15 protein-coding genes, 2 pseudogenes and 1 CRISPR repeat array are annotated in these 16,094 nt (G+C 52.2%); of the genes and pseudogenes, 9 read left to right on the top strand and 8 right to left on the bottom strand.

Going from position 1 to position 16,094, the window contains the following annotated elements:
• Window positions 1-285: 285 nt before the first annotated feature.
• Entirely contained in the window at window positions 286-1,233 is a 948-nt protein-coding gene (locus ORD20_RS06395) for an aldose 1-epimerase (RefSeq protein ID WP_158246364.1), read from the bottom strand.
• Between the two features lie 89 nt (window positions 1,234-1,322).
• Window positions 1,323-2,456, bottom strand: a complete 1,134-nt coding sequence (gene xylA, locus ORD20_RS06390) for a xylose isomerase (RefSeq protein ID WP_103376482.1) — start codon at window positions 2,454-2,456, stop codon at window positions 1,323-1,325.
• A gap of 161 nt (window positions 2,457-2,617) precedes the next feature.
• Between xylA and ORD20_RS06385 the strand changes: the two genes are divergently transcribed.
• Window positions 2,618-3,787: an ROK family transcriptional regulator gene (locus tag ORD20_RS06385; RefSeq protein WP_103376483.1), complete on the top strand. Its 1,170-nt coding sequence runs from the start codon at window positions 2,618-2,620 to the stop codon at window positions 3,785-3,787.
• A gap of 580 nt (window positions 3,788-4,367) precedes the next feature.
• Here ORD20_RS06385 and ORD20_RS06380 read toward each other — a convergent pair.
• Window positions 4,368-5,498 (bottom strand): annotated as a pseudogene (locus tag ORD20_RS06380) (IS3 family transposase).
• Window positions 5,499-6,274: 776 nt separating this feature from the next.
• On the opposite strand from ORD20_RS06380, the gene ORD20_RS06375 reads away from it, so the two are divergent.
• The 7 genes from ORD20_RS06375 to cas2 all read left to right on the top strand — a co-directional run bounded on the left by ORD20_RS06375 (window position 6,275) and on the right by cas2 (window position 12,515).
• A complete protein-coding gene (locus tag ORD20_RS06375; protein ID WP_103376485.1) occupies window positions 6,275-8,512 on the top strand; it encodes a CRISPR-associated helicase/endonuclease Cas3 in 2,238 nt (745 codons plus the stop codon).
• Between the two features lie 85 nt (window positions 8,513-8,597).
• Complete coding sequence (cas5c, locus tag ORD20_RS06370; RefSeq protein ID WP_103376486.1) at window positions 8,598-9,290, top strand: type I-C CRISPR-associated protein Cas5c; 693 nt, start codon at window positions 8,598-8,600, stop codon at window positions 9,288-9,290.
• A 6-nt stretch (window positions 9,291-9,296) separates the two neighbouring features.
• A complete protein-coding gene (locus tag ORD20_RS06365) occupies window positions 9,297-9,641 on the top strand; it encodes a type I-C CRISPR-associated protein Cas8c/Csd1 (RefSeq protein ID WP_430626611.1) in 345 nt (114 codons plus the stop codon).
• Window positions 9,616-10,578: a type I-C CRISPR-associated protein Cas7/Csd2 gene (gene cas7c / locus ORD20_RS06360; protein ID WP_103376488.1), complete on the top strand. Its 963-nt coding sequence runs from the start codon at window positions 9,616-9,618 to the stop codon at window positions 10,576-10,578. Before ORD20_RS06365 ends, cas7c begins: the two co-directional genes overlap by 26 nt.
• Window positions 10,579-10,584: 6 nt before the next feature.
• Window positions 10,585-11,193, top strand: a complete 609-nt coding sequence (cas4, locus tag ORD20_RS06355; RefSeq protein WP_103376489.1) for a CRISPR-associated protein Cas4 — start codon at window positions 10,585-10,587, stop codon at window positions 11,191-11,193.
• A complete protein-coding gene (cas1c, locus tag ORD20_RS06350; RefSeq protein ID WP_103376490.1) occupies window positions 11,190-12,212 on the top strand; it encodes a type I-C CRISPR-associated endonuclease Cas1c in 1,023 nt (340 codons plus the stop codon). Before cas4 ends, cas1c begins: the two co-directional genes overlap by 4 nt.
• A gap of 12 nt (window positions 12,213-12,224) precedes the next feature.
• Window positions 12,225-12,515, top strand: coding sequence for a CRISPR-associated endonuclease Cas2 (cas2, locus tag ORD20_RS06345; RefSeq protein WP_103376491.1), 291 nt, complete (start codon window positions 12,225-12,227; stop codon window positions 12,513-12,515).
• 191 nt (window positions 12,516-12,706) lie between these two features.
• Window positions 12,707-13,672: direct repeats of the CRISPR family, unit length 37 nt; unit sequence GTCTCCCGGCACTAACCTGTCGGGAGTGGATTGAAAC.
• Between the two features lie 122 nt (window positions 13,673-13,794).
• Here cas2 and ORD20_RS06340 read toward each other — a convergent pair.
• Together ORD20_RS06340 and ORD20_RS06335 are read right to left on the bottom strand one after the other, a co-directional pair.
• Window positions 13,795-14,043 (bottom strand): hypothetical protein, encoded by a 249-nt coding sequence (locus tag ORD20_RS06340; RefSeq protein ID WP_103376492.1) that lies wholly within the window; start codon window positions 14,041-14,043, stop codon window positions 13,795-13,797.
• Entirely contained in the window at window positions 14,040-14,345 is a 306-nt protein-coding gene (locus tag ORD20_RS06335; protein ID WP_103376493.1) for a transposase, read from the bottom strand. The genes ORD20_RS06340 and ORD20_RS06335 overlap by 4 nt, the downstream gene beginning before the upstream one ends.
• An 86-nt stretch (window positions 14,346-14,431) precedes the next feature.
• Between ORD20_RS06335 and ORD20_RS06330 the strand changes: the two genes are divergently transcribed.
• Window positions 14,432-14,713, top strand: coding sequence for a DUF917 family protein (locus ORD20_RS06330; protein ID WP_103376494.1), 282 nt, complete (start codon window positions 14,432-14,434; stop codon window positions 14,711-14,713).
• Window positions 14,714-15,103: 390 nt separating this feature from the next.
• Here the strand turns inward: ORD20_RS06330 and ORD20_RS06325 are convergent, their stop codons facing one another.
• The 3 genes and pseudogenes from ORD20_RS06325 to ORD20_RS06315 all read right to left on the bottom strand — a co-directional run.
• Window positions 15,104-15,490, bottom strand: a complete 387-nt coding sequence (locus ORD20_RS06325; protein ID WP_103376495.1) for a PTS-dependent dihydroxyacetone kinase phosphotransferase subunit DhaM — start codon at window positions 15,488-15,490, stop codon at window positions 15,104-15,106.
• The gene (locus ORD20_RS06320; protein WP_430626610.1) at window positions 15,487-15,699 is read right to left on the bottom strand and encodes a DAK2 domain-containing protein; all 213 of its coding nucleotides are present in this window, start codon (window positions 15,697-15,699) and stop codon (window positions 15,487-15,489) included. The genes ORD20_RS06325 and ORD20_RS06320 overlap by 4 nt, the downstream gene beginning before the upstream one ends.
• Window positions 15,700-15,755: 56 nt before the next feature.
• A pseudogene (locus ORD20_RS06315) lies at window positions 15,756-16,082 on the bottom strand (dihydroxyacetone kinase subunit DhaK); the annotation flags it as partial.
• Window positions 16,083-16,094: the final 12 nt, after the last annotated feature.

The raw sequence follows: 16,094 nt of genomic DNA, 5'->3' as shown, positions 1-16,094 counted from the left end.
TTTTATTACTACAGGCATTCCGTTTCCGACATCAACAAAAATTCTTTCTCATCCACATCTCTCGTCTTAATTTATTAGGAACGAGTCAAACAGATAGAATGTTCGTTCAATATCGCTTATGGTGCAGTCATCTCATTTTTACCTAAAGTATCCCAAAGGCAAAAAGCCTTTGGGATACTTTAAATCTACAGCAGAACGACATCATACGAAGAGGAAAAAGATTGATATATTGTATCTAACCGCGAACACCCTGATCGATCAATAAACGAACATTTGTAACGAATTCTACTGCGCATTAGCCAGAATACGATACTCAAACACCTTTTCCTCACCTGAATCTAAGCCACTCATTCCGCTGATAGCCTGGTCTACGGACAAATTGGGTGCGTTGTGTGTCCACGTACATGGCTCAACGCAGATGAATGGACTGTTTAACGAGGGCCGGAAGATCGTCAACTGACGAAATTGTGCATCGGGTTGCCAAATAAATTCGAAAGCCGACTCGGCACCTCGCATGAATACCGCGGTATCAACGTCGTCATCGAGGCGGTAACAGGCATCAGCCACTACGGACGTGGCTAATCGTCCAACGGGTAAACCTCGCAACGATGATAAATGGGGAAGAAATGTTCCGTTGGGCATCAGTGCCGTAGTCATGGCCCACTCTCGCCCACGAGGAATCAGTACCTCCCAATCCTGTTCTTGCAAGTTCCAAGTCGTATGAAATCCTATGCCGAATGGCACGCTCATTGATCCCGTATTTTTCGCCGTCACCCGAATTAGGAGCTCTGGGCCACGCAACGCATATTCCACACCAACATTCAAGCGAGACCCCATATACCACGCCAAGTCAGCAGTGCCTTGCGCGCCTAGCGTCAACCACAAATGTGTCGCGCTCACGTCGACAACCCGCCATGGCCGATTCCAAACAAACCCATGAAGGTGATTCGGTCCAGCCGTGTCATTCTGAGGCCAGTGGTAATGAGTCCCGTTCCAGGTAAACTGTCCTTCTGCAATCCGGCCAGGGGGGATTAAAATGGGAATACCAAATAAGAATGGCTCATCTTCCCATGCTTTCTGGTGACTCGGCACGCGGAGCAATTCCCAATTCAACGGCTTGAAGCGCAACGACAGAATCTGTCCTCCCAGCGCCGGGGCAATAAGGCAGGCCCAATAGGGATTCTCCAAACTAATAACGTCAATGTCTCCAATATGGTGCGTGACCTTCTCCACAGCTAAGTGGCCCTCCAATTCCGCTACGTGACGCAATGATGTCGTAATTCTCTGTGCGCTTGTGCTTGGCTAAGTTAGCCTACCGCCCCTTATCTTAGCCCCAAGAGTAACTCGGTCACAAGCTGGTCAAGCTTTTCATACGCATAGCCGCGTTCGCGCCAGTATGCCAAACTTGAGCTATCCACAACAGCAGGCCCCGTTTCATTTAACTCCCGAATGCGCGCTAAAACTCCAGAGATTTCCGCATCCGCATGAAATTGACGCACTTTTTCCCGGTATCCTAGGTAGCTGCGCATAGAGCCACGCGCAAATTCCCAGACGCCTTCAGCATCTTCTGTGCGGTAGGGATGCGCATCAAAATGGAGAGGCCCATCGTATCCGCTGTCTTCAAGTAGTTTAACGATATAAAACGCGCCCTTGATATCATCGGACCCGAAGCGCAAATCTTGGTCAAAACGGGCAATCCGCTGATCATTAAGATCAATATGAAATAACTTATTTTGGTCAATGGCCTGGGCAATCTCGTGTACTGGATTCAAACCCGCCATTTTGGCATGCGCAATTTCGGGGTTGACTCCGACAAGTTCCGCATCATCGAGAGTTCCAATAAACGATAACATCGATCCGACCGTCGGCAAATAAATATCACCGCGCGGTTCGTTAGGCTTCGGTTCCAAAGCAATGCGCATATCGTAGCGCTGATTACGAATATGTTCGGTTAGTGTATTAATTCCTTCCCGGTACCACGCTAGCGCATCACGGGGATCTTTCGCTCCATCGACTTCCGCTCCTTCGCGTCCACCCCACAAAACAAAAATGTGCGCTCCTAACTCCCGCCCTAAATCGATCGCCCGTTTGGCTTTGTCTATCGCAAAACGCCTTACGGCTGGAGCTGAGGAGGTAAAGGCTCCATCTTTAAATATCGGATCATAAAACAAGTTCACGGTGACCATCGGTACAACCATGCCGAATTCGTCTAATGTCTGGCGAAATTCGTTCACAATCCGGTCTCTTTCAGCGGAAGTTGCCTCCATGGGAATAAGGTCATTATCATGAAGTGTAATACCATAAGCCCCCAGCTTACTTAATTCCCTAACAATCGTTGTGGGCGCAAGTGTATCTCTAACAGCATCACCAAATGGATCTCGCCCTCGGTTGCCAACAGTCCACAAGCCAAAAGTAAAATGATCATGTCTTTGCGGAGCCAACTTATCAGTCGCCATAATAAAGTCTTCCTCCTTAATTAATTCGGATTGTGTTCATTTTATCAGATATTTTGACTCAAAGCTAAAAGATTTCGCAATATTTTCATCATAAATTTGGCATGGCCATTATGCTGTGATACTCTGATACCTATAATCTACAGGTCAAGGAGCTCGCTTCTATGCCAATTTCTGTGGCGCGCCACAGTTTAATGCGCCAAATGAACGATATTGCGGTTCTTACCGTTGTTCGTCAAAATGGTCCCACCTCACGTCGCCGCATCGCTGAAATTTTAGGGCTAACAAAATCGACCGTTACCGTGGCGACCCAACGTTTATTACAAAAGCATATCCTAACTGAAGTAGGGTCAGTCAGTGCAGGACCCGGCCATCCCGAACGATTGCTCGATATTAATCCCACCGGTGGTTTCATTATTGGCGCCGCCATCGACGTCGGTAGCTACCACGTCATCTTGTTTGACTTGCAAGCCCGTATTATACGGCAAACCATTGGCTACTACGATTTATCGAGTCCTCCAGAAAAAGTCCTCGAGTCGATTGGCCAAGATGCCGCCGCCTTCCGCCAAGATATTGACCAAAGACGCTACTTGGGATTTGGGATATCCATTCCCGGCATCATCTCCACAGCGGGTGATGTGATTTATGCGCCTAATATTCGCTGGACCAACGTCCCCATGCGCGACTTTTTTGTTCAACTCTTTGGGGAGCCTGTGTTCATTGTGAACGATGCCAATGCGGGAGCCGTAGGCGAATACTTTTTTGGCGAAGCGCAACATAGCGAACTCTTGCTCTATCTCTCACTGGGTATGGGCATTGGCGGAGGTGCGGTTGTTGAAGGCAACCTCATGCAAGGTGCGACGGGCGCGGGCACTGAAGTCGGCCACATGGTTATTGTTGAGAACGGCCCGCTGTGTCGTTGCGGACGTCACGGTTGTTTTGAAGCTATGGCCTCTGTACGCGCGTTAACCGAACGCGCCATGCGCACGGCCGATGTCAGGCAGTGGATTGAACTCGATCACATCCTCACTAGCTTCGCCGCAGGCGAAGACTGGGCGGTTCGAGCTGTCGAAGAAACGTTGACATATTTGAAAATCGGCCTCGCGAATGTGGCGAATATTTATGATCCCGACATGATTATTCTGGGCGGCCCATTATCCCATTTAGGGGAATTTCTTCGACATGAAATTGACGAAGCAGTCAATGCTCGGGGGATTGCCGAAGGACGCCGCCAAATTGCTGTGCAAACCACGAGCCTAGGCGACCTAACCAGTGTCTTTGGCGCCGGCGCCATGGTGTTACATACCGCCATTGAAACGCGTGTCGAAGCGTAGCGTAACTGAGATGGCACAAATTTTTGCTGATGAGACTGATGCTGTAGCAATTCTGGCTACCCATAAACTACGCGCGGCCCTCCGGTATCGATGAACCCTTCAAATCGCATGGAGTTCGGCAACCATTGTCCGTGCCAACTTTGTCCGCGAATCTTGAACCCTTCATATAGCCCGACTCTGCGGCATTGTGATAATAGGAGCATCTCACTTCCGTAACGCGCGGATTGCGCTCTAAAAACCATTGAGCGATAACTGGGACCTCGTGATGTCCAGAAATCGCCTCCCCTTTAGCTAGACCGGCAGAATTATATCGGTTTGTTGGGTCAAACAGCATATCATGCGCACTGCCTTGTCCCAAGAAGGCCACCACTTTTTCGGGTAGTTTCCGAAAACGATCCGTTTGCGTCGATATTTGACAGTAAGGTGGACCCCATTGTCAAGACAGATTTTTGACCCTCAAAGTGTGAGACTGGCCTTCTTTCTGTTGATCATGATTGGGACTTTACCCTCCGGTTTGGTGCGGGCTGAAACAGCCCGCACCAAACCGGAAACCCAGCCCGTAGGGCTGTCGAGGAGGGATTCAATCTCGGGGCCCCCTCCCGGCAAAGGGTGGAAGGGGCGTATACCAGGCCGCGGGTGGCGCGTGTAGCCTAAGGATTGATGCAGCCGGTGATCGTGATAGAACGTAAAGTATCGGCTCAAGCCTGATCGCGCTTCCCGTGGTGAACGGTCATCGTGTAGATAGACTTCTTCATACTTCACGTTGCGCCACAGCCGTTCCGTCAACACATGGTCCAACGCCCGCCCTATACTGTCCATATTGATTTGTACCTCCTTGGCCAACAACAAGGCCGTGTATTGGGGGCTGGTCAAAGGGCTGCCTTGATCATGATTCCCAATGGTCGGAGTGGCAATGGACAACGCCCGCTTATCGGCCGTGAGCACAAAGGGCCATGCCAAGGTTTCGGAGAGTTCCCAGGCCACCACGAATCGCGAATACCCATCCAAAATGGCCACTAAATAAAGCCAACCATGCACTAACCGGATAAACGTGATGTCAATTCCCCATACGTGATTGGGGTACGCCGGCGTGACACCGTTCAATAAATACGGGCACACCGGGTGCTGGTCTGGGGACCCGGCGCGAGCCCCCAAATCCCCATCGCCCGCAGATCGCGCTGCACGCGCTTACGGTTCATGGCGTAACCCTCCTGGTTCAACGGGGCCGTCATCCGTCGGGATCCGTAAAAGGGCCGATCGGTGTCAATGTCCTCGATGCGATGCTTGAGGGCGATCTCGTCGGCATCCGGCCCGACGGGCCGGTCATAGAGGTTCGAGCGGTTGAGGCTTAACAACGCGGCTAGTGTCGTCCACGGCAGAGTATTCGCTCCCCAAACCAGCAAGATAATCCGTTCATCGCGGGTCAGGGTTGAGGCCAGATTTTTTTGAGCCACTCGACCTGGGTGGTCGGTTTGCCGATTTCCGCATAGAGTGCGGTCAGTTGTTCCTCATGGGCTTGAGTTTGCTGTTTGAGCGCCTGCGATTCCGCAAACAGCTGCGGGAAATTGTCCAGGGCCTGGCGTTTCCCTCGATGCCACAGCCCGGGATGAATGCCCTAGTCGGCAATCTGCGTGACCGTTTTTTCTTCCTGGAGCATTTCAAGCACCACGTGGCTTTTGAAGGGGGCCGAATGCCGTGTTTGTTTCGCCATCGTGTGTCCCGTGTAACACTTAAGGGCCTCCCCAATGGTCTAGTTTTTGGGGACCACTATACGTCACCATCGTGGGGTCCGTGCGTTTGCCGAATGAAACACGCCTGCTTAATGAACTCGCGTTCTTCTAGGGTCACGGTATATATTTTCGGTTTCTTGTTCTCTGAACCCAATGGTTTCCCGAGACCTTTTCGTTCCTGCCAATATCTCCCTATCCCATCCGTGGGACCGACGTCGACTCAACTCGGTTAAATATTGGGCAAGACTCTGGGCTTCCGTAATCGCTGAGCCCGTGTTTGCTGCTACAAGGCGCCTCCACTCATCATAGAAGTAAGTGTACTGCCGATGTATTTTTTTTATAAATTCTGCTGTGTCACTTATCGTAAACCCTCCGATTATTGCTTCGCCACTGCTTCTCCCGTTCGTCGAATTTGGCGTGGTGTTTGAGAATGATGATGTGAACATCACTCGTTCCCCCTTTTCAACTTCCGTACATTAAGACTCTCACTGCGACACTCAAGCCGGCGTTAACCTGCTGAACCCGAGCGGGTTTAAACTCCGATCCACCACCTGTATTAACAGGATGCCTATTACGTAAAGCGCCCAAAATGCGAGACTAGCGCATAATTCCCCGCTTTACTTCCCGATCTACCAGACTGTTGACACTTTTCTTAGCCTATAATTCGAGAATTATTTGTTATCGTCCCCCTTAAACCGACATATTATGGTAAATTTATAATAATGAAAACACTAACGCGTTTCTGCAGGGCATCATAATGGAAAAATGGCTGGCGCATTCAGCCCCCACCGGGGGCCAATCCCAATCCCTTTCGGACCACTTGCGGACGGTGAGCCAAATGGCCTCTAGTTTTGCGGCTCCACTTGGCTTTTCGGAGGAAGCCGCCCTCGCGGGAATACTCCATGATTGCGGAAAATACGGTGAAAAGTTCCAGGCACGATTAAAAGGCAAAGCTCAGCATATTGATCACTGGTCATTCGGCGCATGGAAAGCAGTGCATTTGCATGCTATTGGCGCCGCTCTAGCCATTCAAGGCCACCATGTGGGCCTCGATGTGCTATCTACGTCGAAAATGCGTGAAAACATGGACCCAAACATCTTAATGACACATCATCCGTTATCATTAACACTTTCAGAGGCCTCCTTCGAAACCGTTATGCAGCGATTCGAGAGTGATGGGCTCCAAGCTTTGCCGCCCCGAACGACTGTCGTGCCGAATCCACTGCCGGCACCCAACGCTTCGCTCAACATGATGCTGGATGTGCGCATGCTCTATTCCTGTCTTGTTGATGCCGATTTCTTAGATACCGAAGCGCACTTTCACCAGGATGCCGATGGGCATAAAGTTTTCCGACAAGCAGGCCCAGCTCTCCATCCTGAGCAAGCATTAAGCCTTGTCATGCAACGCTTAGCGTCATTAGAGAGTGCAGGGATTTCATCGGCCCTTCAGCAAATTCGCCACGAAGTATGGACCCAAGCTCTACAAGCGGGGAACGAACCGGATGGCTTTCGCACCCTGACCGCGCCGACCGGTGCGGGTAAGACGCTGGCCATGTTGGCATACGCTTTGCAACAAGCCTCCGTGCAACACAAAGACCGCATTATTGTGGTATTGCCCTATCTCACGATTATCGAACAGACCGCCAAAATATACCGAGATCTCTTTGCGATGTTTGGCTCCCGCTATATCGTTGAACACCACAGTTTAGCGGACTATGGCGACACGGCCTCGCTAGAAGGCTCTGCCCGGCTCCTCGCTGAAAACTGGGATGCCCCCATCATCATAACCACCACTGTGCAATTATTTGAATCCCTGTTCAGTAATCGCCCGAGCCGCTGTCGAAAACTGCATAACCTAGCAAACAGCGTGATCCTCCTGGACGAAGTCCAAAGCCTTCCTCTTTCCTTGGCGATTCCCATCGTGGCAAATCTGAGTGCCCTGAGTCAGCGTTACCACACGACGGTCGTGTTTGCTACCGCAACCCAGCCGGCATTTGATAATTTGTCTGATGGTTATGCGCAAATCAGCCAAACGCCGTGCCAATTTCGCGAGATTATTAATAATCCCCCGGAATTGTTTGCGAAAGTTCACCGTTTTCATACGGAATTTCGGGAAGCTCCGCAGTCATGGGCCCATCTTGCCGAAGAAATGCTGCAACAGCCCGCGTGTTTAGCCATGGTCAATCTCAAGCAGCACGCGGCCGCATTAGCGGCGGCAGTGGCTGAGCAGAAAACAGACGAGCTGCCTCTCTTTCATCTGAGCACCAATATGTGCCCGGCTCACCGCACCGACACCTTGGCGGCAATCAAGAAGTCTTTGGAGGGGGATGGATGCCGTGTGGTGGCCACCCAATGCATCGAAGCGGGAGTTGATGTGGATTTCCCCACGGTGTACCGGGCCTGGGCCCCCGCCGATAGCTTGGCCCAAGCGGCCGGCCGCTGCAATCGCGAGGGAAGTCTACCCGATCCGGGGCGGTTTATTGTCTTCCAGCCGCCAGAAGACCGCTATCCCCCAGGGATTTACCAGCAAGCCACGAGTATTACGCGCGCCATGTACCGTGAAGGGATTCTCGATTTGCACCATCCCGATAGTTTTTCACAGTACTGGCGGCGTTTGTACGAGATGAACCGACCTGGAGAAACCTATCGCGCGTTGCTCCAAGAAATACGCTCCTTGGACTTTCCGGCTGTGGACCGTGACTACCGCCTCATCGACCGCACCACCTTGAGCGTGCTGGTTCCCTACCACTCGAGTTCTTTTGAAGAGTTGGCCACTGATGTGCGCGTCAAGGGATTTTCGCAGGACTGGGTAAGGCGCGCACAGTCCTTTAGCGTCAATATCTACCGGCCGCGGGAAGAAGATCCTATATGGGAGAAACTGGAGCCGATTTATGCGCGCCACGAGAAAACCTCATGGTATATCTATCTCGCGGCAAACGATTACAGCCCGATTTTTGGCCTCATGCCAACCCAATCGGATGTCTTGATTTCATAATCGGTCCGTGCGGAAAAATGTCTGATAGGCTGCCGCTGTGCCATTAGGACAATCTATTAGCGGAAGCCATTAAGGAGAGGTTGCTATGCTTACAATTGAAGTTTGGGGGGATTTGGGGTGCTTCACCCGACCCGAAACGAAAGTGGAACGCATGAGTTACCCTGTCATTACTCCCTCCGCTGCCCGCGGTATCATGGAGGCCATTTACTGGAAACCGGAGTTTCAGTGGGTGATCGACCGCATTGAGGTGCTGAGTGAACCGCGCTATATTACCTTACGGCGCAATGAAGTAAAAGACCGCGTCCCCAGCGAACGAACCATAGTCCAGTGGATGGCCGGCACGCATGCCATCGAGCCATTGTGGGCCGATGGCACTAAAGATGACATGGGAAGTGACCAAAAAGGCCGTACGCAACGCCAAACCGTCGCCTTGCGCTCTCCACACTACCGCCTGTCTGGGCATATCGAACCATGGCCCGGATATGAACCACAGCTCAGGAAGTACGAAGCCCAATTTCTTCGGCGGGCCCGCAAGGGTCAGTGCATTTACCAGCCTTATTTGGGATGCCGAGAATTTCCTGCGTATTTTCAGGTCCCGGACAACCTCAACGAACCGGCACCCATAGACATCACCGCCGATTGGGGTCTTATGCTGTATGATGTGTTTTCTCGCCACACCCCGGGCCATTCCTATTCCGAACCCGAGATCCAGGTATTCCCCTGCCGCATTGAGTCTGGCGTGATCAATGTCCCGCATTATACGCATTTGTCTGATTAGGCTGTGATGGGACGGCTGCAGAATGCCGCGAATCCCGGAGTCAATTCCGATGTGGTAACGCGGTTTTATAATGCGGCCAGCACCAATCCGGCTCTCACATTTGGCCGGCTCAATTCTCTTTCACGTTACCATTTAAACAAGCTAGAAAGCAGCCGCCTGCGCTTTTGGTTCGAAGGACAACTGGCCCAAGTGATGGCGCATATTCGCGACTTCCCCACCACGCTCACCTTAAATGATCAGAGTCTATTTGCTCTGGGGTATTATCATCAACTGGCATATTATCGTAGCAAAACCCACCAAAACAGTGAAAGGGCGGAACAACACGATGACAACACTTCAGAATCGCTATGATTTCTTATTTTTGTTTGATGTGGAAAATGGCAATCCCAACGGAGATCCGGACGCGGGAAACGCCCCGCGCTTGGACCCTGAAGACATGCATGGCCTGGTTTCGGATGTCGCCATTAAACGGCGTCTGCGCAACTACGTTCAGATCGCGCGAGATAATCGGCGGCCCTACGCCATTTTTATTGAACACGCCACCAACCTGAACACCGAAATTCTGCGCGCGCATGAAGAAACAGGGAGCGTGACCGTCAAGGGCGCCGCGAAAGAACGGGTACGCCAAGCCCGCGACTGGATGTGCCAGAATTTTTATGATGTGCGGGCATTTGGAGCGGTGATGAGCACTGGTGCGAATGCCGGACAAGTTCGGGGCCCCGTGCAGATCGCTTTCTCCCGCTCTCTTGACCCTATTCTTCCTCTGGACCTGTCAATAACTCGCATGGCGGTCGCCGATGCCGTGCCTGGCGCCAAAAATGTCTCTGATATGGAGAAGTGGGAGAATGAGCAACCCGAAGACAAGTTACGCACGATGGGGCGCAAATCGCTTGTTCCTTACGGATTGTACCTCGGCAAGGGATTTGTCAGTGCCCATTTAGCCGATCCGGCTACCGGGGGAACCGGATTCAGCGAAGAAGATTTGCAATTGCTTTGGGAGGCCGTAGGGTCCATGTTCGAGCAAGATCGCTCAGCCAGCAAGGGCATTATGACCACGCGCAAGCTCATCGTCTTCAAGCATGTCGGGACGGACACCGATCCCGTGCAACGCGCCCGGCAAGCGCGCCTAGGGTGCGCGCCAGCGCAGAATTTGTTGGAACTTGGGCGCGTTGTCTCGGTCAAGAAAAAACCCGGGGTAAATTATCCCCGGGCCTACTCAGACTATCTCGTGGAGGTTGATCCGAGTCGCGTTCCCATGGGTGTTGAAATGCTTTTCCCCATGGAATAACGTCTGATGAAAACACTCGTGACGATCTCCTCCTTAAATCAGTATGCTTACTGCCCACGACGCTGTGCGCTGATTTATCAGGAGCAAATCTTTGAGGATAACCTGTACACGACCGAAGGCACAGATTTGCATCAGCACGTGGACGAAGTCGGTTCCCACGCAGAAAGTGTTCCGGTCGAAACATCTCTGCGCTTGTGGAGCAAAAAATTAGGGTTGACCGGTATTGCCGATGTCGTAGAGTGGCATGACCATGTTCCCTATCCCGTAGAGTATAAGCGCGGCAAACGGCATAAGTGGATCAATGACGATCTGCAGTTATGCGCACAGGCCTTATGTCTCGAAGAGATGCTGGGGATGGCCGTACCGCGCGGAGCTATTTACCACGCCAAAAGCCGCAGACGCCGGGAAGTCATTGTGACGGAAGCATTGCGCGAGCAGACGCGCCGTACGGTTGAGACCATCCGGCAACTGATCTTGGCTCGGCATTTGCCTCCCCCCACCGAGCGCCGCGAACGGTGTGTAGGCTGCTCCTTGGAGGATCAGTGTATGCCAACACTTTATGGCTCGACGACGATGCTCCTAGAGGACATGCTGAAGGAGGATCATGATAGGTGATTTTGGAAAATACGCTTTACTTAACCACGCCAGGCTCGTATGCACATTTGGACCACGAGACAATCATCGTCGAAGCCGACCACGTCGTGCTGATTCGGGTTCCTCTGCACCATCTTGGGGCTATCGTAGCCTATGGTAATGTTCTCGTCAGCCCCTATCTCATTCACCGTTTGGCCCAAGACGGGAAGTCCCTCAGTTGGATGACCGAGTATGGCGCGTTCCGCGGACGATTGCAGGGACCGAGCTCAGGAAATGTTTTGCTGCGAGTGGCCCAGCAAACCGCTGCTCGCCAACAAAGCCTTGAAATCGCAAGGATGTTTGTGGCGGGCAAGATTCACAATCAGCGGCAGGTCCTTGTTCGAGGAGGGCGCGACGCGGGCACTGAAGGTCAACGGCGCCAGTTGCTCAAAGCGGTACGCGCCGTAACCGCAATCGGCCGGAACGTTTCCCGATTTACTACCGTGAATGCTCTACGTGGGCTAGAAGGCATCATTGGGCGACAATATTTTCGCGCTTTCCCTGCGCTTATCCGCCAAGACGATGCGGCATGGACCTTCACCGGAAGAAATCGGCGGCCACCCAAAGACCCAATCAACGCATTGCTATCTTTTGGGTATGCCATGCTGACACAGGAGTGTCAGAGCGCTTGTGAGGTTGTAGGGTTGGACCCTCAAATAGGATTTTTGCACGTCTTGCGCCCGGGCCGCCCCGCCCTGGCGCTGGACTTGATGGAAGAATTTCGTGCGCATGTCGTCGACCGCTTAGTTTTGTCTGTCGTCAATCGACGTCAAATCACCGCAGAGGATTTTCTCTATCGGCCTGGTGGCTCTGTTGTGCTTCAAGAGAAAGGACGCAAAACATTTATCATGGCCTACCAAAAAAGGAAGCAGGAGGAAATTCATCATGAATTATTGAAACAAAATGTGCCAATAGGGTTGTTACCGATATATCAAGCCAAAATCCTTGCACGTTTTCTTCGCGGAGATCTATCCAGTTACCAACCCTTTCTCTTTCGATAGGAGGAGTGCACCATGGACATTATTGTTGCGTATGACATTGCTACGGAATCTCCTATGGGACGAAAACGCCTAAGGAAAGTGGCGCAGCTATGTTTGAATTATGGGCAACGCGTACAATACTCGATTTTCGAGTGCCGGGTCAGCGAAATAGAGCTGCACAAGCTCAAAACTTCACTCTTAGACGTGATTAGTCCTCGCGAAGACAACGTTAGAATATACCGATTGTCCGGACCGCATGATGAGTGTGTCTGGTCCAAGGGAATCAACCGGTACGTAGATTTCGATAATCCGCTCATTTTTTAGGTTCTAACGGGTGTGGTGTATAGTGCGCGAACCTATAGTGACCGTGGATTTTATGGAAGGTTCGCGCCTCTTGATGCGAAAGGGAAGAGACCTATATGACACCAAAACACTTAGGATTAAGAGGCCCCATTTTTGACGTTCGCGCATTACTAGGCAATAACGCAGACTACGGGCGACTTTCACGGCCCAGTGTCTCCCGGCACTAACCTGTCGGGAGTGGATTGAAACCATGAAGTCTATCAACAGCAGTCCGCTACGGACTTGTCTCCCGGCACTAACCTGTCGGGAGTGGATTGAAACCCTTTATGAAGCCATTACGATATTCCTATCCACATGGTCTCCCGGCACTAACCTGTCGGGAGTGGATTGAAACCTGCTGAACAAAGAGATAATGGACAGCGTCCCGGCGTCTCCCGGCACTAACCTGTCGGGAGTGGATTGAAACATTGGATTGACAAAAATCTAGGCAGTTTATTTGTCTCCCGGCACTAACCTGTCGGGAGTGGATTGAAACCGGTATTTGGTGTCGGCAGCTAGCACGTTCAGCATGTCTCCCGGCACTAACCTGTCGGGAGTGGATTGAAACCCGTCACCAGCGGGGAGACAATCACCGGCACTAGTGTCTCCCGGCACTAACCTGTCGGGAGTGGATTGAAACGATTCCCACGCCCGTAGCTTCGTCTACCGTCACATGTCTCCCGGCACTAACCTGTCGGGAGTGGATTGAAACCCTACAGTCCCGACCACCACACCATTGGCCCCGAGTCTCCCGGCACTAACCTGTCGGGAGTGGATTGAAACATTGGATTGACAAAAATCTAGGCAGTTTATTTGTCTCCCGGCACTAACCTGTCGGGAGTGGATTGAAACGGGTTTTCCCTTTGATCGTAGCCGAAAAGACCCCGTCTCCCGGCACTAACCTGTCGGGAGTGGATTGAAACCAAGTTTATGCCGTTTTGCGGTTTTTGGGGCGATGTCTCCCGGCACTAACCTGTCGGGAGTGGATTGAAACTTCCCTGCGGATTTCACGAGGCTGGTGGTGGCCGCGGTCTCCCGGCACTAACCTGTCGGGAGTGGATTGAAACGCTGAGTTTTTGGGGTTTGATGTTTCCGATGTTCCGTCTCCCGGCACTAACCTGTCGGGAGTGGATTGAAACTTCGGCAGGGGGGCTTCCAAATGACCGCGCGGTCTAAGGCCCGGATAACTCAGTCTTGCGTCATGCGCCGATCCACCGCCCATCCCACCATGTTTCGGGTGGACCAAGTCCTGAAGGCTCGCTCAAGAGAGCCATCCTTCCTCCGTGGCGATATACGTGATGTCCGCCATCCACACGGCGTGCGGGCGATCGGCGGTAAATGTTTGGTTCAAGACGTTCTCGTGCACCGGCAACGTATGCCGAGAATTTGTGGTGGCTTTATATTTCCGTGTCACGCGAGAGCGCAACCGATGGTCGTGCATCAACCACGCCACCGTTTTTTGACTGATGCGCTCGCCTTCCCGCCGTCGAGACGGGGAAGCGGTGTTCATGAATGAACTGAAAGATTACTTCCGATCATTGGTGACGAGGCGCATCGCTTTTTTAGGATCGCCTTGTCCTCTTCGAGATCTCGAATACGCCGCTGCAAATCGCGCAGGGCTTGGTCTTCCGCCTTCCGATGCCCACTCCCGACAAAGGGTTCGACCGGGTCGGCTTTGTAGGCGGCAATCCACCCATACAACGTTTTGCTGGGAATACCGAGTTCGCGAGTCACTTGGACGCCACTCTTTTGTTGGGTCAACACGAGCTGCACCGCTTGTTCTTTAAAGGCGCGACCATAATGATTGGCCATCGGATATTCACCTCAATTGAGAATGATTGTATCATCTTGTCTCAATTCGAGGTGTCCACAAATTAGACTAACATCCAATTCAAGGTATGCCCCTAAATAAAGACATTTTGTATGTGGATTTCCAAAACGAGAACTTAGTCGTGCGTCAAGGGACTCATGACTTTATCGCGACAGTACCCGATTTGATAACCTTAGTTGACCCCATCACTGGTCAAGCCATAACCACCGAAAGGTTGCGCTATGGACAACGCGTGGCCGTACTAATGATTCCGGCGCCACCTATTATGAAAACGAAGAATATCTTGGAAATCTGGGGTCCCCGAAGGTTTGGCTATGACATTGATTATGTTCCGATGTCCACCACCTAACTCTAACAAGCACCTAGCGATCCCAAAGAACCCCACATCTCTATAAACCACATTCTTGGACTCTCACACGGATCCTCTAAGGACCAAGCGGAAGGGTGTTAACCTTTCCGCTTATTGTTATGGCGCGTCTCACGCAACACTGTGCGCCGCGACATGTCGTCCTGCTAGCAGAAGTTTGCGTTTGCACATTGCCGAGGGTAATTTGTAATCCAGTCTTGTTGATGAGGTTAATCTTATGAAACGCCACCTGTGTACCATCGTAGACCAACCCGCCCGCTCATAGACTCCATTCCTGAATCGTAGCGATGTCAACGCCGCCATGCAGTCAAACAGATATGTCCCTGGGGCATTAGACTCTCCCGCCATCGTTGGGTTACTGCCAACCAAGTGTCACCTTTTACGGATCGTATAAGCCTCTGTTGCCGCGGTGATAGCATCTGGGATTGCAGCTCCGGTGCTAAGCGTCATGGCAGCCGCGATGGTACCTTCGACGAGCGGCGCGTCGACAATATGCACAGGTATTGAACTTGATACGAGGTCAATGGCTGTTTCTGCCGAAATAAAGGCACTGCCAAGGTCCCCCAAAATTAGAATGCCATCCACTCCTTGCGCCAACAAGGACGTTATGCCGCTAGCTACCATGGACGCTGTGACTCCTAAACTATCTTCACCCCCTGCAGTTTCTATTGGAACCACCGAACCGCTGAGCTCTCGCGTTAAGTCCGCCAAACCGTTCACTAATTTTCTGGAATGAGAGACCAAGAGCATGCCCGTCATACAGACCCTCCTATAATGCGCCCTAAACACTGCCACCAAAGCGCCGAAGACGTGGCGCCTGGGTCAATATGACCCACACTGCGAGCGCCCAGATATGCCGCGCGCCCCTTTTTGGCCTGCAACGAAGCCGTGGCTTCGGCCCATTCTTTCGCGTGTGCGAGTTCAGCGTCTTGTGCCAGCGAAGACCAGATGGTCTTGTCACCCACCACGGCCTTGCCCCTTTGCGCGCGCCCCTTTTTGGCCTGCAACGAAGCCCGGATGCTCCGCCCGTATAATTTTTTACCACCAACAAAACTCCTGCCCCATGATCGGCTACGCGAATGCCTTCCAAGACCTGATCGGGGGTTGGTGAGGTAAATACCTCGCCTGCCACGGCTGCATCCAGCATGCCGTAACCCACATAACCGGCGTGAGCCGGCTCATGGCCGGACCCACCGCCGGAGACAAGCCCTACGCGTCCGGCTGGCTTCGGGGTGGCCCTTGTCAACACATGGGTTCCGGGGACTTGCTTAAGGTATTGGGGAAAGGAAATAACAAGACCCTCAAGCGCTTCTGCCACTAACGTGTCCGGACTGTTCATAATTTTTTTCAATGTCGTCGCCTC

The sequence above is a fragment of the Sulfobacillus thermotolerans genome, from assembly GCF_039623705.1.
In the GTDB taxonomy this organism is placed as follows: Bacteria; Bacillota; Sulfobacillia; order Sulfobacillales; family Sulfobacillaceae; genus Sulfobacillus; species Sulfobacillus thermotolerans.
The sequence above is the reverse complement of the archived record's forward strand: the minus strand, read 5'-3'. Positions and strand labels throughout refer to the sequence as shown.